Here is a 22,988-nt window from a genome sequence, read left to right on the forward strand (position 1 = left end):
AAAGACGCGATACCACGTAATCTCTGCACACCTTTTCTTACCAGAACACCCCCATGAATCGTTATTCTCCTTTTGTCGCGACCGCGTGTTTGCCGCTATTTGTTGCACTTGCGGGATGCGCCCCGATGCACGACAACCGCCAGACGCTGGCGCAGCAGATGCCTGCTTCACACGTCGAATCTGCATTACCGGCAGCATTAAAAAACGGTTGGCCGGACAGCCAGTGGTGGCAGACATATCAGGATCCTCAGTTGAATGCGCTGATCGAGAGTGCGCTGGCACATGCGCCCGATATGCAGGTAGCAGAGCAGCGCATTCAATTAGCGGAGGCGCAGGCCAAAGCCGTTGAAACGCAGGACGGGCCGCAGGTCGATTTTTCGGCGAATGCAGAGCGGCAGAAAATGTCAGCCGAAGGGGTGATGGGGCCCTTTGCCAGCAGCGATCCCGCTGCGGGTACGACCGGCCCGTGGTACACCAACGGGACTTTTGGGCTAACGGCAGGCTGGAACCTGGATTTGTGGGGTAAGAACCGGGCAGAAGTGACGGCGCGGATTGGCGTCGTTAAAGCGCGTGAAGCCGAACAAGAACAGACCCGTCAACTGCTGGCGAGCGGGGTGACGCGTTTATACTGGGAGTGGCAAACCCAGGCGGCGCTGAGCAACGTGTTAACGGAGATTGAACAAGAGCAAAAGAATATTATTACGGCTGACCGCCAGTTGTATCAAAACGGTATTACCTCCTCGGTGGAAGGCGTGGAGACGGACATTGATGACAGCAAAACGCAGCAACAGCTCAATGATGCCGCCGGTAAAATGAAGATCATTGAGGCAAGGCTGGCGGCGCTAACCCATCAACAATCCACACCGCTGGCGCTGCACGTGGCTGCGCTGCCGAAGGTGGAAAGCGCATTACCCGCGCAGTTAGGGTATTCATTACTGGCTCGTCGGGCGGATCTGCAGGCGGCGCACTGGTACATTGAGTCCTCTCTGGGCAGCATCGACGCGGCAAAAGCGGCCTTTTATCCTGACATCAACCTGATGGCCTTCCTGCAGCAGGATGCTTTGCACATGAGCGACCTTTTCCGCAGTTCGGCACAACAAATGGGCGTCACTGCCGGACTGACGCTGCCGATATTCGACAGTGGCAGACTGAATGCGAATCTTGATATCGCCAGGGCGCAGAGTAACCTCTCAGTAGCGAATTACAACAAAGCGGTGGTTGACGCGGTAAATGACGTAACGCGTGCGGCAAGCCAGGTTGAAACGATGGCGGCAAAAAATCAGCACCAGATGCAGATTGAACATGATGCTCAGCGGGTTGTTGGACTGGCGCAGGCGCGTTTCAATGCCGGTATCGTTGCCGGTACCCTGGTCAGCCAGGCGAAGATCCCGGCGCTACGCGAGCATTGCAATGGCCTGATTTTGCAAGGCCAGTGGCTTGATGCCTCTGTTCAACTGACCAGCGCATTAGGCGGGGGCTACCACACAACCTGACCGTCAGCAGCCGTCAGCACGCGCTGTCGGCTGCATTTATTGCGTTTTTTGCCTGCTGCGCCGTTTCAGCCACCAGCGCGTCCCCACCACCAGTCCGACGATCAGCACCAGCCAGACCCCATGTTTGATGTGTTGATCGAGATGGTGCAGCCAGGGCGCAATCACTTCGCCACCGAGATAGCCCAGAGCCGTAAACAGCAGCGCCCAAATCAGCGCGCCCAGAATATTCAGCGGCAGAAAGATCTTTGGCGGCAGATGGCTGGCGCCAATCAGAAGCGGGCCGATGACGCGAAATCCGTACATGAATCGTGTGCCGATCACAAACAGATAAGGGCGACGTTGGATCATCTTTTGTGCGTAATGAATTTTGCTGCGATGACGCGAGAAGCGGCGCAGAAGTTTTCCGCCAAATCGTCGGCCCACTAAATAAAGCACCTGATCGCCGATCATGCCGCCGAGCGCAACGGAGATGACGACCAACGGAAATTTGAGCAACCCCTGATGTGCAGCGACACCCCCTAACAGGGTGATGGTTTCGCCTTCGGCCAGACTGCCAATGACCAGCGCGGCATAGCCGTAATGCGCGATAAGACTGTTTATATCCATACGTCGGTATGACCTCCACAATCTTTAGCATACACCTTATGAACTTTTATGACCGTAAAAGCGCCCGTTCAGCGAACCGGTATTTGTGGGCTGTACACAAAATAATCGAAAGCTGAATTATACTTGAAGTGTTGAAGTCCGGAGCTGACAAGAAGGGGGACGGTATGAACCATGTCTGGGGGCTGTTTTCCCATCCCGATCGTGAAATGCACGTGATCAAGAGTGAGAACGAAACCATTTCGCACCACTACACCCACCATGTCCTGATGATGGCGGCAATCCCGGTGATTTGCGCATTTATTGGCACCACGCAAATTGGCTGGAATTTTGGCGACGGCAATGTGTTTCAGCTCTCTTTGTTCACCGGTTTTGCACTGGCCATTGTTTTTTACGCGGTCATGCTGGCAGGGGTTGCGGTAATGGGCCGGGTCATCTGGTGGATGGCGCGAAACTATCCGCAACGTCCTTCTCTGGCGCACTGCATGGTCTTTGCCGGCTATGTCGCTACGCCGCTTTTCCTGAGCGGTTTTGTCGCGCTCTATCCGCTGGTATGGCTGTGCGCGCTGATCGGTACCATCGCGCTGTTCTACACCGGGTATTTGCTGTACCTCGGTGTCCCGACATTCCTGAACATTAACAAAGAGGAAGGGTTGAGCTTTTCCAGTTCGACGCTGGCTATCGGCGTGCTGGTGCTGGAAGTCCTGTTAGCCATCACGGTTATCCTGTGGGGCTACGGGTACCGGTTATTCTGATTTACTCTTCTTCAATGGCGTTGCTGGCGTAAAAGTCAGCAACGCAGCATTTGTTGACGATTCTTCTGTGGCGGCAAACCAGCCCTGTCGCTATGATGCCTGAGCTAGCTTGAGTTTATACTTAACTCCGGCGGTGCGCGTTGTGACGTGCGTGAACCCTTATCAGAAATCTCATCATGCTGAAATTCCGAGTTTCAATACTAAGCCTTGCCCTGATGCTGGCTGTCCCTTTTGCGCCGCAGGCTGTGGCGAAAACGGCGGCTACCGCAACAGCATCTCAACCTGAGATTGCGTCTGGTAGCGCGATGATTGTTGATTTAAATACCAACAAAGTCATCTATTCGAACCATCCCGACCTTGTGCGTCCGATTGCGTCGATAACCAAATTAATGACGGCGATGGTGGTGCTTGATGCGCAACTGCCGCTGAACGAAAAACTGAAAGTGGATATCAGCCAGACGCCAGAAATGAAAGGGATATACTCCCGCGTGCGTCTGAACAGTGAAATCAGCCGTAAGGATATGATGCTGCTGGCGCTGATGTCCTCGGAAAACCGCGCGGCGGCAAGTCTTGCGCACCATTATCCGGGCGGCTATAACGCGTTTATCAAAGCGATGAATGCCAAAGCCAAAGCGTTGGGCATGACCCACACGCGGTTTGTGGAACCGACGGGGTTGTCCATTCATAACGTCTCGACGGCCCGCGACTTAACAAAGCTGCTGATTGCCAGCAAACAGTATCCGCTGCTGGGTCAGTTAAGCACGACCCGTGAAGACATGGCCACGTTTGCCAACCCGGCTTACACGCTGCCATTCCGCAACACGAACCATCTGGTGTATCGCGATAACTGGAACATTCAGTTGACCAAAACAGGCTTTACCAACGCAGCGGGCCACTGCCTGGTGATGCGTACCACCATTAACAACAAACCGGTGGCGCTGGTGGTGATGGATGCCTTCGGTAAATACACGCACTTTGCCGATGCCAGCCGTTTACGGACGTGGATTGAAACCGGCAAGGTCATGCCGGTTCCGCCAGCGGCGCTGAGTTATAAGAAGCAAAAAGCCGCGCAGATGGCCGCCGCGGGTGCCAGTAAGAACGAGCAAACGGCGCAGAACGATTAAGACGTCTCAGTATGCCCGGGAGCGTTACGCTCCCAGGCAATCGCATCACTTCCAGAACTTCTGCTTACTGGTCTTACCGATACCCGGATTCATGCTGTTCGTCGGGTCATTTTCACGATAAAAACGCGTCAGCGTTTCCGGTGCCTGATACAGATGCCCTACGTTATGTTCCGCCGGGTATTGCGCTCCGCGCTGGCGGAGAAGTTCCAGCATGTGCTCTTTTAACGCATGCGCATCGACGCCTTTCTTCACGATGTAATCCTGGTGGAAGACGTAGCACATAAAATGGCCGTAATAGAGTTTGTGCACCAGTTGGTCGCTGATTTCGGGCGGCAGGTGCTCATACCATTCGGTGTCGTTGCGGCGCAAGGCAATGTCGAGCGCCAGAATATCCTCTACGTCATCCGCATGAACCGCCTGATAACGAATGGCCGCGCCTGCCGCCGCAAAACGGTGCAGGAACGCCTTACTGCCTTCTTCCGGCGTACAGGCGAAAAAGTCACCCTCGGCGGTTTTGAAGAACTCCGTCAGCCAGCTTTGCGCTTCCGCAACGCCATCACCCGCCATTTTTAACAACAGGTGATGTTCGTATTTATCGCGCCAGGTTTTCATCCGCGGCGGCAGGTGACTCGGGAACAGATGGCCGAACTTCTGCATTGCGCGGTCAGTAAAGTGCGGACGGAAAAATTTTACTTTTTCCAGCACCGCATCGGTACGGCCTTTCAGCGTGAAGAAGAACGGCATTTTGTCGGTGCCGAGCTTGTCGATCATCAGGAACGTATCTTTGCCGTACTTTTCGGCGATGTCATAGATGTCGCGATGCATATATTCACCGGCAACCGGCAGATTCTCAAACGTTGCCAGAATATGGCGGCGGATCTCCGTCAATACGTCCGGCTGGTTGGTACCGATGTAGAAGACCTGCTGATTTTTTTGTGCCGGGAAGGTGTCCAGACGTACGGCGAATACGGCCAGCTTGCCTGCGCAACCGGAGGATTCGTATAAACGATCCGGATCGGCGTTGTAGCGCGCGGGGGTGTCGGCGTCAATATCGCGCACGCGGGTGACGTAATCGTGGTCGTGTGCGTGGCGACCATCATGGCGTACGTCTTCATCTTTGACGCGCTCGTCATCCAGTTTGCTGAGGATCTGCTCCGGCGTCTCGCCCAGATCGATACCCAGATGGTTAACGAGTTGCAATTTACCCTGTTCATCAATGCGCGCGAACAGTGACATCTCGGTGTAGGCCGGGCCACGTTGTACCAGCGAGCCCCCCGAGTTATTACAGATACCGCCGATGACGGAAGCGCCAATGCACGAGGAACCAATCACCGAATGCGGTTCACGCCCAAAAGGCTTAAGCGCTTTTTCCAGCGAGTAGAGGGTGGTGCCAGGGTATGCCAGCACCTGTTCGCCTTTGTCCAGCAGATGAAGTTTGTCGAGGCGCAGGGTGCTGATAATGACAATGTCACGGTCGTAATCATTGCCGCTGGGGGTGGAACCTTCGGTCAGCCCGGTATTGGCGGCCTGCATCAGAATAATTTTATCGGCGTTGACGCAGGCATTGAGCACGCGCCAGAGTTCCATCAGCGAGCCTGGGAAAACCACGGCCAGCGCGTCGCCGTGTCCGGAACGAAAGCCCTTGCGATAGCGGGCGGTTTTAGCCGGGTCAGTGAGCAGGTGTGAATGACCCACCAGGCGGGCGAGCTCTTGAATAAGATCGTTATTATCGGTTGTTGTAATGGAAGACATTTTCCACTCCTTGTGGTGGGACAAAATATCGGTGTTAAGCATAGCGCTTTGTATGACGATTTTATTCATGAATGTTTCGAAAAAATCAGAGAATAACCTTAGCTTTCTTTTTCTCACCCGTTTAGGCTTATGCCAAACTCCGGTTTTTGCTATATTTTCGCCGCCTCTGCGGGCTAAAAATAAGAGAGAAACAACATGAAATGGCTATGTTCTGTAGGTGTCGCGGTGAGTCTGGCCATGCAGCCAGCGTTGGCGGAGTCGCTGTTTGGCAATCATCCTTTAACGCCTGAAGCGCGGGACGCGTTCGTCACCGATTTGCTCACCAAAATGACCGTTGATGAAAAGATTGGTCAGCTCCGTTTGATAAGCGTGGGGCCGGACAATCCCAAAGAAGCCATCCGCGACATGATCAAAGACGGGCAGGTGGGGGCGATTTTTAATACCGTCACCCGCCAGGATATCCGCAAAATGCAGGATCAGGTCATGGAACTCAGCCGCCTGAAAATTCCTCTGTTTTTTGCCTATGACGTATTGCACGGCCAGCGTACCGTTTTTCCTATCAGCCTCGGTCTGGCATCCTCCTTTAATCTGGCTGCGGTCAACACCGTGGGACGCGTTTCGGCCTATGAAGCGGCGGATGATGGTCTGAATATGACCTGGGCGCCGATGGTGGATGTTTCGCGCGATCCGCGTTGGGGCCGGGCGTCCGAAGGGTTTGGCGAAGATACTTATCTGACTGAAACGATGGGCAAAACCATGGTTGAAGCGATGCAGGGCAAAAGCCCGGCGGATCGCTACTCGGTGATGACCAGCGTGAAACACTTTGCCGCGTACGGTGCGGTTGAAGGCGGTAAAGAGTACAACACGGTGGATATGAGTCCGCAGCGCCTGTTCAACGACTATATGCCGCCGTACAAAGCCGGGCTGGACGCCGGAAGCGGCGCGGTGATGGTGGGGCTTAACTCGTTAAATGGCACGCCCGCGACCTCTGATGCCTGGCTGCTGAAAACAGTATTGCGCGATCAGTGGGGCTTTAAAGGCATCACCGTTTCCGACCATGGGGCTATCAAAGAGCTGATTAGGCACGGTACCGCCGCCGATCCTGAAGATGCCGTGCGTGTGGCGATCACCTCCGGTATCAACATGAGTATGAGCGATGAGTATTACAGCAAATACCTTCCAGGTTTGATTAAGTCTGGCAAAGTGACCATGGCTGAGCTGGACGATGCCGCGCGTCATGTCCTCAACGTGAAGTACGATATGGGATTGTTTAACGATCCTTACAGCCATCTGGGGGCAAAAGAGACTGACCCGCAGGACACCAACGCGGAAAGCCGTCTGCACCGTAAGGAAGCGCGTGAGGTCGCCCGCGAGAGTCTGGTGTTGCTGAAAAACCGGCTTGAAACGCTGCCGCTGAAAAAATCCGGCACCATTGCGGTGGTAGGGCCGTTGGCCGACAGCAAACGTGATGTGATGGGCAGTTGGTCTGCCGCAGGCGTTGCCGATCAGTCCGTGACGGTGCTGACGGGCATTCAAAATGTACTGGGCGATAAAGGCAAAGTGGTGTACGCCAAAGGGGCGAACATTACCAACGATAAAGGCATTGTTGATTTCCTCAATCTGTATGAAGAGGCGGTGAAAGTCGACCCACGCTCGCCGCAGACGATGATTGATGAAGCGGTGGCCGCCGCGAAGCAATCTGACGTTGTGGTTGCCGTGGTCGGGGAAGCCCAGGGGATGGCTCACGAAGCGTCCAGCCGTACCGATATCAATATTCCGCAAAGCCAGCGTGATTTAATTACGGCGCTGAAGGCGACGGGCAAACCGCTGGTGCTGGTGTTGATGAATGGGCGTCCGTTGCAGCTTGTGAAAGAAGACCAGCAGGCCGATGCGATTCTGGAAACCTGGTTTGCCGGTACGGAAGGCGGCAACGCCATCGCCGATGTGCTGTTTGGCGACTATAACCCCTCCGGTAAGTTACCGATGTCCTTCCCGCGCTCTGTCGGGCAGATCCCGGTTTACTACAGCCACCTGAACACTGGTCGTCCGTATAATGCCGACAAGCCGAACAAGTACACCTCGCGTTATTTTGATGAGGCGAACGGCCCGCTGTATCCGTTTGGCTATGGGTTGAGTTACACCACATTCACGCTGTCGGAGGTGAAACTCTCCTCCCCGACGATGAAACGTGATGGCAAAGTCACCGCCAGCGTGCAGGTCACCAATACCGGCAAGCGTGAAGGTGCCACGGTGATTCAGATGTATCTGCGGGATGTGACGGCCTCCCTGAGCCGCCCGGTGAAACAGCTAAAAGGGTTTGAGAAAATCACGCTGAAACCGGGAGAAACGCAGACTGTCAGTTTCCCGATTGACATCGACGCACTGAAGTTCTGGAACCAAAGCATGAAGTATGACGCTGAACCCGGTAAGTTTAACGTCTTCATCGGTGTGGATTCCGCCAGGGTAAAACAAGGCGAGTTTGAACTGCTGTAACCTGTGAACAAAAAGGCTGGGAAACCAGCCTTTTTATTCTCTGCATTGAACATTTTCTTGTTTGCAATAGCGATTCTTTTGATTTTTATTGAATTGTGATGGCCGTCGGTATTTATTGCGAATGAGGAAGAATGACCTCTACATACGATCCCTTGCTCCCTTCATTTACCTTAAAACAGTGCGTTAGATCACCTCTCAGGTGAAGTCGCTGTCGCGTTATGTGCGCGCGTTCAAATTTTTATTCCCCCCACCCCCCCAGACGTGAAGCGTTTCACTGTTACGTCAAAAAGCCGGTTTTCGTCGCGGGCGCGAGAGAGAAAAACTTCGTTAAATGCCGTCCAATACACTTGTGACAGGTAGGACTATGAAGCTCTCTTTAGAAAATAGCTCGCTTGATAAAACCGGTAACACGGTAGTCACCACGCAGCTTCAGCAAATGATTGACGAGATTGGTCGGGCGGGCGGCGGTACGCTGACCCTCACGCCTGGCATTTATCGCACTGGTACGCTGGTACTTCCTTCGAATTTTACGCTGCACCTCGAGGCCGGGGCGAGCCTGCGTGCAAGTGCCTGTGCTGAGGATTATCAGGCGGTAGAAACGGTCACGATGGCTGAGCTGTCGCGCATGGCGCTGATTTATGCCCGTGGCCAGCACCACATCACGCTCAGTGGCGAAGGTCGCATTGACGGCGAGGCCGCCAACTGGTTTGCCGCGCAGCCGGACTCTCAAGGCTATCGACTGCCGAAAAACCAACGCCCACGTCTGCTGGTGCTGGAAGGGTGCGAACAAATCCGCATTCGCGATATTACGTTGTATGACTCACCGATGTGGACTGCGCATCTGGTGAGCTGCAACCACGTCTATATTCGCAATCTGACGATTGATAACTCCCTGACGCTGCCGAACACCGACGCGCTGGATATCGACAGTTGCCAGCACGTGCATATCAGCGACAGCTACTTCAGCGCAGCCGATGACGGTATTTGTCTGAAGACCACCAACAAGCCCGCCTCGCTGCAACAGCCTGTTCGCAACGTGGTAGTGAATAACTGCATCGTACGTTCGAAAAGCTGCGCCATCAAGATTGGCACCGAAACGTTCGCCGATATCGAAAATATCACCCTGTCCAACTGCACGATTTTTGAATCAAACCGCGGGATTGGCCTGGTGTCGCGTGACGGTGGACGTTTTCAGCAGATGGTGTTCAGCAACATTCTTTTTGACTGCTGTCATGCTCACCCTTGCCATTGGGGTAAAGCCGATCCGGTCTACATTTCTGTGCGCCATCGCGCGCCTGACATTACGCCTGGCATCGTTTCAAACATCACCTTCAGCAACCTGGCAGGGACTGCGGAAGGGGCGATTAACCTGCACAGCGAAACGGCAGGGATGATCCGCGATGTCATGTTCAATGGGGTCAGTATCGAACAACGGGTCAGCACCTCAGAAGAACAGGGGTTCTACGACATTCGCCCGCCGTGCAATCCAGAACGCCCAACGGGAATGGGACTGGACAATGCCTACAACGTTAACCCGCAGACCGGTCGCGCCCACGGCGTTGAAGCTTTCCCCGGCGGATTACCCGTGTTTTATGCCAACGGCGTTACGGGATTGCGGTTGTCGGGCATCGCCGTTCGCCGCCCTGCAACGCTGCCTGCTCACTGGCACCCACAACCTATCGTATTGCTCAACGTTCAGGACTGCCTGACGGATTCTCCCTCTGTATGAGGGAAATGCTCTGTATGCCTTCTCAGTGACCGGGGATAGAAAATGATAAAAAAAGCTCGTGAAATAAAGATGCACAACTACGTCTGCTATGGTCTTGCAGATGTGATTGGCTCCGGCGCCTTCACTCTGGTGAGCGCATGGCTGCTGTTCTTTTTAACCACGTTTTGTGGGCTGACGCCAATTCAGGCCGGTTCACTGTTTGCCGTGGCGCGTATCGTTGATGTGATCATGTGCCCGTTAATGGGCTACATCTCGGACAACTTCCATAAAACGCGTCTGGGCCGTCGTTTTGGCCGCCGCCGTTTCTTCCTGCTGCTGAGTATCCCGCTGGTGTCGGTGTATAGCCTGCTGTGGGTGGAAGGCTTCAACTACTGGATGTATCTGCTGGTCTACATCCTGTTTGAAGTGGTCTACTCCATGATAATCATCCCGTACGACACGCTTTCTGCGGAGATGACGTCTGACTTTAACAAACGTTCGAAACTGACCAGTGCGCGTATGTACATCGCACAGCTTGCCGGTTTTGCTGCGGCGTTCCTGCCAGGACGACTGATCTCTTACTTTGGCGCAGATTCGTCAGACTCGTTTTTCTATGCGGGCGCTATCTTCACCGTTTCGTTCATGATTGTGCTGTTCTTTGTGTACTTCGGCACCTGGGAACGCTCTCTGGAAGAGATCGAGCAAAACGAGCGCAAAATTGATGAGACGGAAAAACAGCCTCTCGGCACCCGTATTTACAATATTTACTACGATTTCGTCTCCACGCTGAAAATCAAAACCTTCCGTTCGCATCTGGGGATGTATCTGGGCGGTTCTGTTGCCCAGGATATCTTCAACTCTGTGTTCACCTATTTTGTGGTGTTCGCGCTGATGACCTCTTCTGTGACGGCGTCAAACCTGCTGGGCATGATCAACGGTCTGCAATTCTTTGGCGTGGGTCTGGCGACCTGGTTAACGCTGCGCTTCTCGCCTTCACGCGCGTTTGCCACTCAGGGGGCGCTGGCCGTACTGGCGTTCATTCTGTTTACCGTCACCTGGATGAACGGCTCAACCAGCATGGCGATGCTGTATCTGGCGGCAGGTATTGCCGGTCTGGCGCGCGGCGGCATTTATGCCATTCCGTGGAACAACTACACCTTTGTGGCCGACGTGGATGAAATCCTCACCTGTAATCGTCGTGAAGGGATCTTTGCCGGGTTCATGAGCCTGCTGCGTAAAGCCTCCCAGGCGCTGTCCATTTTCCTGGTCGGCGTGGCGCTGCAGATGGCCGGTTTTGTCTCCGGGCAAACCAACCAGCCAGAGTCTGCCATCAATATGATCATGATAATCATGATTGTCCTGCCGGTGCTCCTCACCCTGTGGGGGATCTGGTCTGCATTCCAGTTCAAGGTCAATAGCCGCACTCACGCGATCCTCAATGAAGAGGTGGCCCGTCTCAAGCGTGGCGAAAGCAAAGCGACCGTTAGCGCTGAAAACAAAGCCGTTATCGAAAGCCTGACCGGGATGCCGTACGAGCAGTGCTGGGGGGAAAATACCGTTGGGTACATTAACCGCAGCCACATGAAATCACAGTCTGCGGCCCAACTGAAAAATGCCTGAAGACCGGGGCGGACAGCAATGTCCGCCTGCTATTGGAAGAGAACAAAATGACTGAACAGAGCCTGGTGATGCAACAAGGGCTATGGGCGCGGATGGGATTACCTCGCGAACTTTGCTGGGGATTTATCGGCGTATTTCTTTTTATTACGGGCGCAACAATAGAACAAAGTTGGCTCTCCTCAATGCTGCAACAGCGGGGATTCTCTGCGTTTGATATCAGCCTGTTGTCCTCTATATTTGGCCTGTGCGTGGCGGCCGTTTCCTGGTTTTCCGGCATCGGCGCCGGGGTTCTGGGATTACGCCGTTTAATGTGGGTCGCGACGGCGGTGTACTTTATCGGTTCTGTACCGTTTATCTTTTTCGCCTTACCGCAAAACAACTACCCGTTGATGGTCGCCACCTATGCGCTGCGCGGCGTCGCATATCCGCTTTTCGCCTATTCGTTTCTGGTGTGGATCAACCAACGCTGCGAGACGCGGATCCTCGGGCGCGCGGTGTCCTGGTTCTGGATTGCTTTTGGTGTCGGTATGACCATCGTCGGCCCGTGGTATTCAAGCCTGATGATTGCGAAATGGGGGGAAACCAACACGCTGCTGAGTGGCTTTGTTTTTGTCCTGTGTGGCGCGTTTTGTGCGTTAGTGCTGAACCGCGATCGTCCCGACTGGCAGCGGGGGCAGGCGCTGGGGCCGGCGCTACTCGAAGGGATAACCGTACTGGCGCGCGAACCGAAAATGCGTCTGGCGGTGGTGGTAAAAACCATCAACGACATTGGTAAGTTTTCGCTGGTGATCCTGATGCCGGTCTATCTGCCTCGCTTTGGCTTCAGCATCGCGGAGTGGTTGACCATTTGGGGGTTGGTCAACGTCATCAATATTTTCTCCAGTTATCTGTTTGGCTGGTTAGGCGACACCATTGGCTGGCGAAATACGGTGGTGTGGTTTTCCGGCACGCTGTGTGGGGTTGCTTCGCTGGCGGTCTGCTATGCGCCGGTGTTGTTCGGTCATAGCGAACTGGCGCTGTTCCTGGCGTTGGCGATTTATGCGATTGGGCTGGGGGCGTTTGGGCCACTGAGCGCGCTGATCCCCTCGTTGTTGCCGCAAAATAAAGGGGCGGCCATTTCGTGCCTGAACCTGGGTTCCGGGTTAAGTAATTTCGCCGGGCCGTTTATTGTGACGCTGTGCGTCGGGCCGTTGGGCGTGGAGGGGACGCTGTGGGTGATCGCCATTCTCTATTTTGCCGCCAGCCTGTTGACTGTCCCGCTGAGATTGCCTGATAACCCGCAATCGCCAGGTTAACCTCTGACTTTTCGTCTATGCTTTTTCCTCAAGTCTCTGAAAAGGGCAGCAAAAGAGTGAGGAAAGCGACATGACAATCTCAAAGCTATGGTTGAGCTCACTGGCGCTGGTCGCGGCAGTGAGCTTGCCATTACAGGCTGCATCTCCTGTCACCGTCGGGTCGAAGATCGATACCGAAGGGGCGCTGCTCGGCAATATTATTCTGCAAGTGCTGGAAAGCCACGGCGTTAAAACCGTCAATAAAGTGCAACTGGGCACCACGCCCGTGGTGCGCGGGGCGATCACTTCCGGGGAGCTGGATATTTACCCTGAATACACCGGTAATGGCGCTTTCTTCTTCAAAGATGAAAACGATCCGGCGTGGAAGAACGCCCAGGCCGGTTTCGAAAAAGTCAAAAAGCTGGACGCGGAGCAAAATAAACTGGTCTGGCTCACGCCCGCACCTGCGAATAATACGTGGACTATCGCCGTGCGTCAGGACGTGGCAGAAAAATACAAACTGACTTCACTTGCCGATCTGGGACGCTATCTGAAAGAGGGCGGCGAGTTCAGGCTGGCGGCGTCTGCTGAATTTATCGAGCGCGCTGATGCGCTTCCCGCTTTTGAAAAAGCCTACGATTTTAAACTGAATCAAAACCAGTTGCTGTCGCTGGCCGGTGGCGATACGGCGGTCACGATTAAAGCCGCCGCCCAGCAAACCTCCGGCGTCAATGCGGCAATGGCGTATGGCACCGATGGGCCGGTGGCGGCGCTGGGTCTGCAAACGTTGAGTGACCCTAAGGGTGTTCAACCCATTTATGCTCCCGCGCCGGTGGTTCGTGACGCGGTGCTGAAAGCGCATCCACAAATCGCCGAATGGCTACAGCCGGTCTTTGCCAGTCTGGATGAGAAAACGTTGCAGCAATTAAACGCCAGCATTGCCGTTGAAGGGCTGGATGCGAAAAAAGTGGCGGCAGACTACCTGAAGCAAAAAGGGTGGGTGAAGTAACTGAATTTGTCTGCGATGCGTAAGGTGTCAAACGTCAGTCTCAATCGCGTGCTGTTGCTGCTGGTTCTTCTGACCGCCATTGCTGCTGCGCTTCCTTTCGTGAACTACGCCCCGAACCGACTGATGTCAGGTGACGGGCGTCAGCTCTGGGATATCTGGCCGGACATGACATGGGGACTGCCTGGGGGATTTCTGCTCCTGCTCGTCCTGTGTTTGTTCCCCGGTCAACGCGGCGCAGTCGCTACGCTGGTGGTGGTGCAACTGCTGCTCACGGGCGTGCTCATCGTGGCGGGCACTGCGGCGACGCATCTGGCCCAGACGGGTAGCCCGCTGGCGCGAACCAGCCTCGGCAGCGGTTTCTGGCTGGCGCTGGGTTCTACGCTTTTGGCCTGTAGCGATGCCATTCGGCGCATTACCGTACACCCGCTGTGGCGCTGGATTTTGCACGCGCAAATCGCGGTAGTGCCGCTGGCGCTGTTGGTTTCTGGCGCGTTCAACGATCTCTCGTTATTGAAAGAGTACGCCAACCGTCAGGATGTCTTTGATGATGCTTTTGCGCAGCACCTGACGCTGTTGTTCGGTACGGTGGTGCCTGCGTTGCTGATTGGCGTACCGCTGGGGATCGGCTGTTATTTCTCAGCCGCGCGTCAGGGGGCAGTCTTCGCAGTACTGAATGTTATCCAGACCATTCCCTCCGTCGCCCTGTTTGGCCTGTTGATTGCGCCGCTTGCCGGACTGGTGAAGCACTTTCCCTGGCTGGGAACCGTGGGAGTGGCGGGCACCGGCCTGACGCCTGCGCTGATCGCACTGGTGCTGTATGCCTTATTGCCGCTGGTTCGCGGCGTGGTGGCAGGGCTTAATCAGGTGCCGCATGAGGTTCTGGAAAGCGCCAGAGCCATGGGGATGAGTCTTCGTCAGCGTTTTATCCATGTTCAGTTGCCCCTGGCGCTGCCGATTTTCCTGCGCAGTTTACGGGTGGTGATGGTACAGACCGTCGGAATGGCGGTGATCGCCGCGCTTATCGGCGCCGGAGGATTTGGCGCGCTGGTGTTTCAGGGATTGCTCAGTAGCGCCGTTGACTTAGTCTTGCTGGGGGTCGTTCCGGTCGTTGCGCTGGCGATAGTTATCGATGCGCTGTTCGATTTACTGGACGCACTCCTGAAGGTCAAACATGATGATTGAATTTAGCCATGTCAGCAAATCGTTTGGCGAACAAAAGGCCGTCAGCGATCTCAACCTGCACTTTCGTGAGGGCAGTTTTTCGGTGCTGATTGGAACGTCTGGTTCAGGAAAATCCACCACGCTGAAAATGATTAACCGACTGGTGGAACATGACAGTGGGCGGATCCGCTTTGCCGGAGAAGAGATTCGTCGCCTGCCGGTGCTGGAACTGCGCCGACGTATGGGATACGCCATCCAGTCGATTGGACTGTTTCCACACTGGACGGTGGCGCAGAATATCGCCACGGTGCCACAACTGCGGAAATGGCCACGTTCGCAAATTGATGACCGCGTAGAAGAATTGATGGCGCTTCTGGGATTAGAGACGGGTCTGCGTGAGCGTTACCCCCACCAGCTTTCCGGGGGGCAACAGCAGCGGGTAGGCGTGGCACGCGCACTGGCAGCCGATCCGCAGGTGCTGTTGATGGACGAACCGTTCGGCGCGCTGGATCCGGTGACACGCAGCGCGTTACAGCATGAGATGACCCGCATTCATCGTCTGCTCGGGCGCACTATCGTACTGGTGACGCATGACATTGATGAAGCATTACGCCTCGCTGAGCATCTGGTGCTGATGGATGGCGGCGAAGTGGTGCAGCAGGGAACGCCGCTGGAGATGCTGATGTCTCCCGCCAGTGATTTCGTGCAGGCATTTTTTGGTCGCAGCGAACTTGGCGTGCGACTGCTGTCGCTGCGTCGTGTGGGCGATTTTGTCCGGCGTCAGGAGCGGCTGGCTGGAGAGGCGCTGGCAGAAGAGATGACGTTGCGTGATGCGCTTTCCGCTTTTGTGGCGGGTGGATGCGACGTCTTGCCGGTGGTTGATAAGCAGGGCGTTCCCAGCGGGACGCTCCATTTTCGCGATTTACTTTCAAAGACCTTGCCTCATGAAACGTCTGCGTGATCCGCTGTTATGGCTCATTGCCGTTTTTCTGCTGTTGCTGGTGAGCTTGCCGCACAGTCAGGCGCTGTTTGGCGCGCTGTTTCCCCAATTACCGCGCCCGGTGTATCAGCAGGAAAGTTTTCTCGCGCTGGCGTTGGCGCACTTCTGGCTGGTGGGGATTTCGAGCGTGGTTGCCGTGGCGGTAGGGGTTGGGGCGGGGATTGCGGTGACGCGTCCGTGGGGGTGCGAATTTCGCCCACTGGTCGAAACCCTGGCGGCGGTTGGACAAACCTTTCCCCCGGTGGCGGTGCTGGCAATCGCGGTTCCGGTGATGGGATTCGGTCAGGAACCGGCGATCCTCGCCTTGATCCTGTATGGCGTGTTGCCGGTTTTGCAGGCCACCCTGGCGGGGCTGGGGGCGATCCCACAGAGCGTGGTCAGCGTGGCGCGTGGAATGGGGATGAGCCGTGGGCAGCAGTTGCGCAGCGTTGAGCTTCCTCTGGCGGCGCCGGTGATTTTATCCGGTATTCGGACGTCGGTGATTATCAATATCGGAACGGCGACCATTGCGTCAACGGTAGGGGCCAGCACGCTGGGTACACCCATTATCATCGGGCTTAGCGGGTTTAACACGGCCTATGTGATTCAGGGGGCAGTACTGGTGGCGCTCGCGGCCATCATTGTCGATCGCGTTTTTGAACGGCTCGGGCAATACCTTACCCGGCATGCAAAATAAACGTATAACCTGCGAGCATGACGCCGCCAATGCCACCGATGGCCATCAGCAGGAAGAGGGTAATAACACCGATTTTAGCTACGCTCATTATGCACTCCTTATGTTAACGGAGCGATTATATGATAAAGCGTATTTGTTAATGAACCATTAAATGCCGAGGAGATGAATATCGTGACCCTGCGCAAGCCATTCGGCAAGCTGCTGCTGCTGGGCAGGCGTCTGGTTTTCGCCGCACCAGATGAGTAAGGTTCGACCATCAAACAGTTCCGGGCGCAACTGATTCAGTGAATGGGGCAGCACGTCAACGCGCCATCCCTGCTGACAGGCTATCCAGCCTTCCAGCCACAATCGCGTGGTATCGTGAATATTCCAGCCGACGACCAGCGCGTCTTTTCCCTGTTTTTTGCGGGCAGTGGCCAGACAAATCGCAATGTAGTTAATTAGTACGCCGTCGAGAATCCCCAGTAGCGCCTGTAGGGTGGGTTGCTGGCATTGCAAACGTCGGCGCAGGGGAATAAACAAGTGCGTGGTAAGCGTTTGGGCGGGGTAATCCTGACCGCGTTCTTTGATCCACAGCCTGAGGCTTTGCAGATTGTTGCTTTGTAAATAGTGCAACAGAGTTTCTTGCTGTTCGCGCCAGCCGTTCTGCGCATCGATATTATCATTACTCAGTAGCATTTTGACCTTGCTGACCTGCACGCCGTTGTCTATCCAGCGCTTGATCTCACGGATCCTGTCGATGTCTGCATCGTTAAACAGGCGATGACCACCGTCGGTTCGTTGCGGTTTCAACAATCCGTAACGCCTCTGCCACGCGCGTAATGTGACAGGGTTGATATCACAAAGCAAAGCCACTTCACCTATCGTGTAAAGCGCCATCGTCTCACCCTTGCTCGCGAGGTCCCAGTTTTACTGTAGACGCTCTTTTGCGAACCAGGTAGGTTTGTCTGTTTTTTGTCCGCTCAGGGGGTGAAATTGTGCGCAGTCGCGTGCTTTTGAGTGATCGTTCTCACGAATTGATGTTTTTATGCAACAGTTCAAAGAAAGTTCAGCGGACTCAATGTATGTTACGCGCTTTTAAGTGATGTGTGGTTAGCGGGTATGTACGAGTTCAATCTGGTGTTGCTGCTGCTTCAGCAGATGTGCGTGTTTTTGGTTATTGCGTGGTTGATGAGTAAAACGCGCCTGTTCATCCCGCTGATGCAGGTTACGGTTCGCTTACCGCATAAATTCCTCTGCTATATCATCTTCTCTATTTTCTGCATTATGGGCACCTGGTTTGGCCTGCATATTGACGATTCCATCGCCAACACGCGTGCTATTGGCGCGGTGATGGGCGGTTTGCTGGGCGGGCCGGTCGTCGGTGGGCTGGTGGGATTAACCGGTGGCTTGCATCGTTACTCAATGGGCGGTATGACGGCGCTCAGTTGCATGATTTCGACCATTGTCGAAGGACTGCTGGGCGGCCTGGTGCACAGCGTGCTGATTCGCCGTGGCCGAACCGATAAAGTCTTTAGCCCGCTGACGGCAGGGGCGATTACCTTTATCGCTGAACTGGTGCAGATGCTGATCATTCTGCTGATTGCCCGCCCGTTCGAAGATGCGCTGCATCTGGTCAGTAACATTGCGGCGCCGATGATGGTAACCAACACCGTCGGGGCGGCGTTGTTTATGCGTATTCTGCTCGACAAGCGCGCCATGTTTGAAAAATACACGTCGGCGTTTTCGGCGACCGCGCTGAAAGTGGCGGCCTCCACCGAGGGTATTCTGCGTCAGGGTTTTAACGAAGTGAACAGCATGAAAGTGGCGCAGGTGCTGTATCAGGAGCTCGATATTGGCGCGGTGGCGATCACCGATCGCGAAAAACTGTTGGCGTTTACCGGTATTGGCGATGATCACCATTTGCCCGGCAGACCTATCTCATCGACGTATACATTGAAGGCGATTGAAACCGGAGAGGTGGTCTACGCCGATGGCAATGAGGTGCCGTACCGGTGTTCATTGCACCCGCAGTGCAAATTGGGGTCGACGTTGGTTATCCCGCTACGGGGAGAGAATCAGCGGGTCATGGGCACCATTAAGCTGTATGAAGCGAAAAATCGTCTCTTCAGCTCGATCAACCGCACGCTGGGCGAGGGCATCGCCCAGCTATTGTCGGCGCAGATTCTGGCGGGTCAGTATGAGCGGCAAAAGGCGCTGCTTACCCAGTCGGAAATCAAACTGCTGCACGCGCAGGTGAATCCGCATTTTCTGTTTAACGCGCTCAACACGATTAAGGCGGTGATCCGCCGCGACAGCGAGCAGGCAAGCCAGTTGGTTCAGTACCTTTCGACCTTCTTTCGCAAAAATTTAAAACGCCCGTCGGAGATTGTTACCCTCGCCGATGAGATTGAGCATGTGAATGCCTATTTGCAGATCGAGAAGGCCCGCTTCCAGTCTCGTCTGCAAGTGACGCTGACCGTGCCGGACGCGCTAGCGCACCAACAACTGCCTGCATTTACCCTGCAACCCATCGTAGAAAATGCCATCAAACATGGAACGTCCCAGCTACTGGGAACCGGCGAGGTTTCCATAACTGCGCGCCGTGAAGGGCAATATCTGATGCTGGATATTGAAGACAATGCTGGATTGTATGAGCCCACGAACAATGCCAGCGGCCTCGGTATGAACCTGGTGGATAAACGACTGCGGGAGCGATTTGGCGACGACTACGGCATCAGCGTGGCCTGTGAACCCGATCGGTTTACCCGAATAACTTTACGACTTCCTCTGGAGGAACACGCATGATTAGAGTGCTGATTGTGGATGACGAGCCGTTAGCGCGGGAAAATCTGCGGATTCTGCTGCAAGTTCAGAGTGATATCGACATTGTGGGTGAATGTTCAAACGCGGTGGAAGCGATTGGTGCGGTGCATAAACTGCGCCCTGACGTCCTGTTTCTGGATATTCAGATGCCGCGCATCAGCGGGCTGGAAATGGTCGGGATGCTTGACCCAGAACACCGCCCTTATATCGTCTTTCTGACGGCGTTTGACGAGTACGCCGTTAAAGCATTCGAAGAACATGCGTTTGATTATTTGCTCAAGCCGATCGAAGAAACACGGCTGGAGAAAACGCTGGCGCGTCTGCGCCAGGAGCGGAGCAAGCAGGATGTTTCTGTACTGCCGGAAAATCAGCAGGCGTTAAAATTTATTCCCTGTACCGGACATAGCCGGATTTACCTGCTGCAACTGGATGATGTGGCGTTCGTCAGCAGCCGGATGAGCGGCGTCTATGTGACAAGCCGCGAAGGCAAAGAAGGTTTTACCGAGCTGACGCTCAGAACGCTGGAAAGCCGCACGCCGCTGCTGCGCTGTCATCGCCAGTATCTGGTCAACATGGCGCATTTGCAGGAGATCCGCCTTGAGGATAACGGTCAGGCTGAACTGCTGTTGCGTAACGGGCAGACGGTGCCGGTCAGCCGTCGCTATTTAAAGACCCTGAAAGAGGCGTTGGGGCTGTAAATCATGTATACTCGTCGCGCTTCAAGTTGCAGCTACGCTCGCTTGCCGCCTTGCTGCAACGCGAACTGCTTAGAGTAGAGACTTAACCCCCGCATTTTTTATTTTTCATCACCACCGAAGGCACTATGGTCAGTAACGATATTTTACGCAGCGTCCGCTACATCCTGAAAATCAACAATAACGATCTGGTGCGTATTTTCGCGCTGGGGGAAGCCGAAGTAACGGCGGAACAACTGGTTCCCTGGCTGCGTAAAGAAGATGAAGAGGGTTTCGTACGTTGCCCGGACATCTTAACGTCGTGCTTTTTGAACGGTCTGATTTATGAAAAGCGTGGACGTGATGAGTCGGCTCCAGCACTGGCGGTCGAACGTCGCATTAACAACAATATTATGCTGAAGAAGCTGCGTATTGCGTTTGCGCTGAAAACCGATGATATCCTCGCCATTATGACCGAGCAGAAGTTCCGCGTTTCGATGCCGGAGATCACCGCCATGATGCGCGCCCCTGACCACAAAAACTTCCGTGAATGCGGCGATCAGTTCCTGCGTTATTTTCTGCGCGGGCTGGCGGTGCGTGAGCACGCGAAAAAAGCCTAAACGTTACAGGCCGATTGGCGGCGTCGCTTATCCGGCCTGTGCTACCGACATAAAAAAAACGCTGCCGAAGCAGCGTTTTTTATGCAGATTATTTCACCTGCTGTCCAGGCTTCGCGCCTTCGTCCGGGCTTAACAGGAAAATGTCTTTTCCACCAGGACCTGCGGCCATTACCATCCCTTCAGAGATGCCGAAGCGCATTTTACGCGGCGCCAGGTTGGCGACCATCACCGTATGGCGACCAATCAGCACCTGCGGGTCAGGATACGCCGTACGGATCCCCGAGAAGACGTTACGTTTCTCACCGCCAAGATCGAGTGTCAGACGCAACAGCTTATCGGAACCTTCCACAAACTCGGCGTTTTCGATAAGCGCAATGCGCAAATCCACTTTGGCGAAATCATCAAAGCTGATGGTTTCCTGAATCGGGTCGTCAGCCAGCGGGCCGGTTACCGGCGTGCTCAGCGCTTTGACTTCTTCTTTAGACGCTTCCACCAGCGCTTCGACTTGTTTCATCTCGATGCGGTTGTAGAGCGCTTTGAAGACATTGACCTTGTGAGCGAGCAGCGGCTGCGCCATGGCATCCCAGCTCAGTTCGGTATTCAGGAACGCTTCCGCACGTTCGGTCAGCGTTGGCAGAACCGGCTTCAGATAAGTCATCAGCACGCGGAACAGGTTGATACCCATTGAGCAAATTGCCTGCAGGTCGGCGTCGCGGCCTTCCTGTTTCGCAACGACCCACGGTGCCTGTTCGTCAACGTAGCGGTTGGCGACGTCGGCCAGCGCCATGATTTCACGGATTGCTTTACCGAATTCACGGCTTTCCCACGCTTCGCCAATCACCGCTGCGGCGTCGGTGAAGGTTTTATACAGCTCAGGGTCGGCCAGTTCAGAAGCCAGTACGCCATCAAAACGCTTGTTAATAAAGCCCGCGTTACGCGACGCAAGGTTAACCACCTTGTTGACGATATCGGCGTTCACGCGTTGCACGAAATCTTCCAGATTCAGGTCGATATCATCGATACGGGAAGAGAGCTTCGCGGTGTAGTAATAACGCAGGCTGTCGGCGTCAAAATGGTTCAGCCAGGTGCTGGCTTTAATGAAGGTGCCGCGCGATTTTGACATCTTCGCGCCGTTCACCGTCACATAGCCGTGAACAAACAGGTTCGTCGGTTTGCGGAAGTTACTGCCTTCCAGCATCGCGGGCCAGAACAGACTGTGGAAGTAGACAATATCTTTGCCGATGAAGTGGTACAGTTCGGCATCGCTGTCTTTCTTCCAGTACTCGTCAAAGCTGACGGTGTCGCCGCGCTTGTCGCACAGGTTCTTGAATGAACCCATGTAGCCGATGGGCGCATCCAGCCAGACGTAGAAGTATTTGCCCGGCGCATTCGGAATTTCAAAACCGAAGTACGGCGCATCGCGGGAGATGTCCCACTGTTGCAGACCGGATTCAAACCATTCCTGCATTTTGTTTGCGACCTGCTCCTGGAGCGCGCCGCTGCGGGTCCACGCCTGAAGCATCTCGCTGAACGAGGGCAGGTCAAAGAAGAAGTGCTCAGAGTCACGCATCACCGGCGTGGCGCCGGAAATCACGGATTTCGGCTCGATAAGCTCAGTTGGGCTGTAGGTCGCGCCACACACTTCGCAGTTATCGCCGTACTGGTCAGCCGCTTTACATTTCGGGCAGGTGCCTTTGACAAAACGGTCCGGCAGGAACATGCCTTTTTCCGGATCGTAAAGCTGAGAGATGGTGCGGTTTTTGATAAAACCGTTCTCTTTCAGGCGCGTGTAAATCAGCTCGGACAATTCACGGTTCTCGTCGCTGTGCGTCGAGTGGTAGTTGTCATAGCTGATGTTGAAACCTGCGAAATCAGTCTGATGCTCCTGACTCATTTCGGTAATCATCTGCTCAGGCGTGATACCCAATTGCTGAGCTTTCAGCATGATTGGCGTGCCGTGGGCGTCGTCTGCGCAGATGAAGTTAACCTGATGGCCGCGCATTCGCTGGTAACGGACCCAGACATCAGCCTGGATGTGCTCCAGCATATGGCCGAGGTGGATAGAGCCGTTTGCGTACGGCAGCGCGCACGTTACCAGAATTTTCTTCGCGACTTGAGTCATAGTAGGTATTACTTCTTCTCTATTAAAAGGGGGTTCTGATGTTACCTGAAAGGGAATAACTACGCCAAGTGATAAGGGCATTTATCCATAAATGAATAT

19 protein-coding genes are annotated in these 22,988 nt (G+C 54.7%); 14 read left to right on the plus strand and 5 right to left on the minus strand.

The features are described from left to right. Positions 1–53 precede the first annotated feature (53 nt). Positions 54–1,493 (plus strand): multidrug resistance outer membrane protein MdtQ, encoded by a 1,440-nt coding sequence (mdtQ, locus tag ACO7SM_RS07675; protein WP_490470325.1) that lies wholly within the window; start codon positions 54–56, stop codon positions 1,491–1,493. Between the two features lie 36 nt (positions 1,494–1,529). Here mdtQ and ACO7SM_RS07680 read toward each other — a convergent pair whose 3' ends face one another. Further along, positions 1,530–2,099 (minus strand): DedA family protein, encoded by a 570-nt coding sequence (locus ACO7SM_RS07680; protein WP_490470326.1) that lies wholly within the window; start codon positions 2,097–2,099, stop codon positions 1,530–1,532. A 164-nt stretch (positions 2,100–2,263) separates the two neighbouring features. Here ACO7SM_RS07680 and ACO7SM_RS07685 point away from each other — a divergent pair, with 164 nt between their 5' ends. After that, positions 2,264–2,851, plus strand: coding sequence for a Yip1 family protein (locus ACO7SM_RS07685; protein ID WP_276294611.1), 588 nt, complete (start codon positions 2,264–2,266; stop codon positions 2,849–2,851). 176 nt (positions 2,852–3,027) lie between these two features. Continuing rightward, positions 3,028–3,975 (plus strand): D-alanyl-D-alanine endopeptidase, encoded by a 948-nt coding sequence (gene pbpG, locus ACO7SM_RS07690; protein ID WP_490470327.1) that lies wholly within the window; start codon positions 3,028–3,030, stop codon positions 3,973–3,975. A gap of 45 nt (positions 3,976–4,020) precedes the next feature. On the opposite strand, the gene dld is transcribed toward pbpG, so the two are convergent. Next, positions 4,021–5,727, minus strand: a complete 1,707-nt coding sequence (gene dld / locus ACO7SM_RS07695; RefSeq protein WP_490470328.1) for a D-lactate dehydrogenase — start codon at positions 5,725–5,727, stop codon at positions 4,021–4,023. Between the two features lie 195 nt (positions 5,728–5,922). On the opposite strand from dld, the gene bglX reads away from it, so the two are divergent. The 8 genes from bglX (at position 5,923) to ACO7SM_RS07735 (ending at position 16,668) form a co-directional block, all read left to right on the plus strand. Then, the gene (gene bglX, locus ACO7SM_RS07700; protein ID WP_490470329.1) at positions 5,923–8,220 is read left to right on the plus strand and encodes a beta-glucosidase BglX; all 2,298 of its coding nucleotides are present in this window, start codon (positions 5,923–5,925) and stop codon (positions 8,218–8,220) included. Positions 8,221–8,584: 364 nt separating this feature from the next. Beyond that, positions 8,585–9,949, plus strand: coding sequence for a glycoside hydrolase family 28 protein (locus ACO7SM_RS07705; protein WP_490470330.1), 1,365 nt, complete (start codon positions 8,585–8,587; stop codon positions 9,947–9,949). 42 nt (positions 9,950–9,991) lie between these two features. Continuing rightward, a complete protein-coding gene (locus ACO7SM_RS07710) occupies positions 9,992–11,548 on the plus strand; it encodes an MFS transporter (RefSeq protein ID WP_490470331.1) in 1,557 nt (518 codons plus the stop codon). Positions 11,549–11,595: 47 nt separating this feature from the next. Further along, positions 11,596–12,843 carry an MFS transporter gene (locus ACO7SM_RS07715; protein ID WP_490470332.1) on the plus strand — a complete coding sequence of 416 codons (1,248 nt, stop codon included), beginning with the start codon at positions 11,596–11,598 and terminating at the stop codon, positions 12,841–12,843. 70 nt (positions 12,844–12,913) lie between these two features. Next, complete coding sequence (gene osmF, locus ACO7SM_RS07720; RefSeq protein ID WP_490470333.1) at positions 12,914–13,831, plus strand: glycine betaine ABC transporter substrate-binding protein OsmF; 918 nt, start codon at positions 12,914–12,916, stop codon at positions 13,829–13,831. A 15-nt stretch (positions 13,832–13,846) separates the two neighbouring features. Next, positions 13,847–15,013, plus strand: a complete 1,167-nt coding sequence (locus ACO7SM_RS07725; protein ID WP_490470334.1) for an ABC transporter permease — start codon at positions 13,847–13,849, stop codon at positions 15,011–15,013. Beyond that, the gene (locus tag ACO7SM_RS07730) at positions 15,006–15,953 is read left to right on the plus strand and encodes an ABC transporter ATP-binding protein (RefSeq protein WP_490470890.1); all 948 of its coding nucleotides are present in this window, start codon (positions 15,006–15,008) and stop codon (positions 15,951–15,953) included. Before ACO7SM_RS07725 ends, ACO7SM_RS07730 begins: the two co-directional genes overlap by 8 nt. Beyond that, complete coding sequence (locus ACO7SM_RS07735) at positions 15,937–16,668, plus strand: ABC transporter permease (RefSeq protein WP_490470335.1); 732 nt, start codon at positions 15,937–15,939, stop codon at positions 16,666–16,668. The genes ACO7SM_RS07730 and ACO7SM_RS07735 overlap by 17 nt, the downstream gene beginning before the upstream one ends. Here ACO7SM_RS07735 and ACO7SM_RS07740 read toward each other — a convergent pair. Both ACO7SM_RS07740 and mlrA read right to left on the minus strand, forming a co-directional pair. Then, positions 16,649–16,756 (minus strand): protein YohO, encoded by a 108-nt coding sequence (locus ACO7SM_RS07740; RefSeq protein WP_192612784.1) that lies wholly within the window; start codon positions 16,754–16,756, stop codon positions 16,649–16,651. The genes ACO7SM_RS07735 and ACO7SM_RS07740 overlap by 20 nt on opposite strands. Positions 16,757–16,815: 59 nt before the next feature. Then, positions 16,816–17,547, minus strand: a complete 732-nt coding sequence (mlrA, locus tag ACO7SM_RS07745; protein ID WP_490470336.1) for an HTH-type transcriptional regulator MlrA — start codon at positions 17,545–17,547, stop codon at positions 16,816–16,818. A gap of 222 nt (positions 17,548–17,769) precedes the next feature. Between mlrA and ACO7SM_RS07750 the strand changes: the two genes are divergently transcribed. The 3 genes from ACO7SM_RS07750 to ACO7SM_RS07760 all read left to right on the plus strand — a co-directional run bounded on the left by ACO7SM_RS07750 (position 17,770) and on the right by ACO7SM_RS07760 (position 20,767). Then, the gene (locus ACO7SM_RS07750; RefSeq protein ID WP_490470337.1) at positions 17,770–19,455 is read left to right on the plus strand and encodes a LytS/YhcK type 5TM receptor domain-containing protein; all 1,686 of its coding nucleotides are present in this window, start codon (positions 17,770–17,772) and stop codon (positions 19,453–19,455) included. Further along, on the plus strand, positions 19,452–20,171 hold the full coding sequence (gene btsR, locus ACO7SM_RS07755; protein WP_490470338.1) for a two-component system response regulator BtsR: 720 nt from the start codon (positions 19,452–19,454) through the stop codon (positions 20,169–20,171). Before ACO7SM_RS07750 ends, btsR begins: the two co-directional genes overlap by 4 nt. 125 nt (positions 20,172–20,296) lie before the next feature. Next, positions 20,297–20,767 (plus strand): YehS family protein, encoded by a 471-nt coding sequence (locus ACO7SM_RS07760; protein ID WP_490470339.1) that lies wholly within the window; start codon positions 20,297–20,299, stop codon positions 20,765–20,767. Between the two features lie 88 nt (positions 20,768–20,855). Here the strand turns inward: ACO7SM_RS07760 and metG are convergent, their stop codons facing one another. Further along, positions 20,856–22,889 carry a methionine--tRNA ligase gene (gene metG / locus ACO7SM_RS07765; protein ID WP_490470340.1) on the minus strand — a complete coding sequence of 678 codons (2,034 nt, stop codon included), beginning with the start codon at positions 22,887–22,889 and terminating at the stop codon, positions 20,856–20,858. Positions 22,890–22,988: the final 99 nt, after the last annotated feature.

Source organism: Citrobacter sp. LJND-P06, assembly GCF_058188415.1.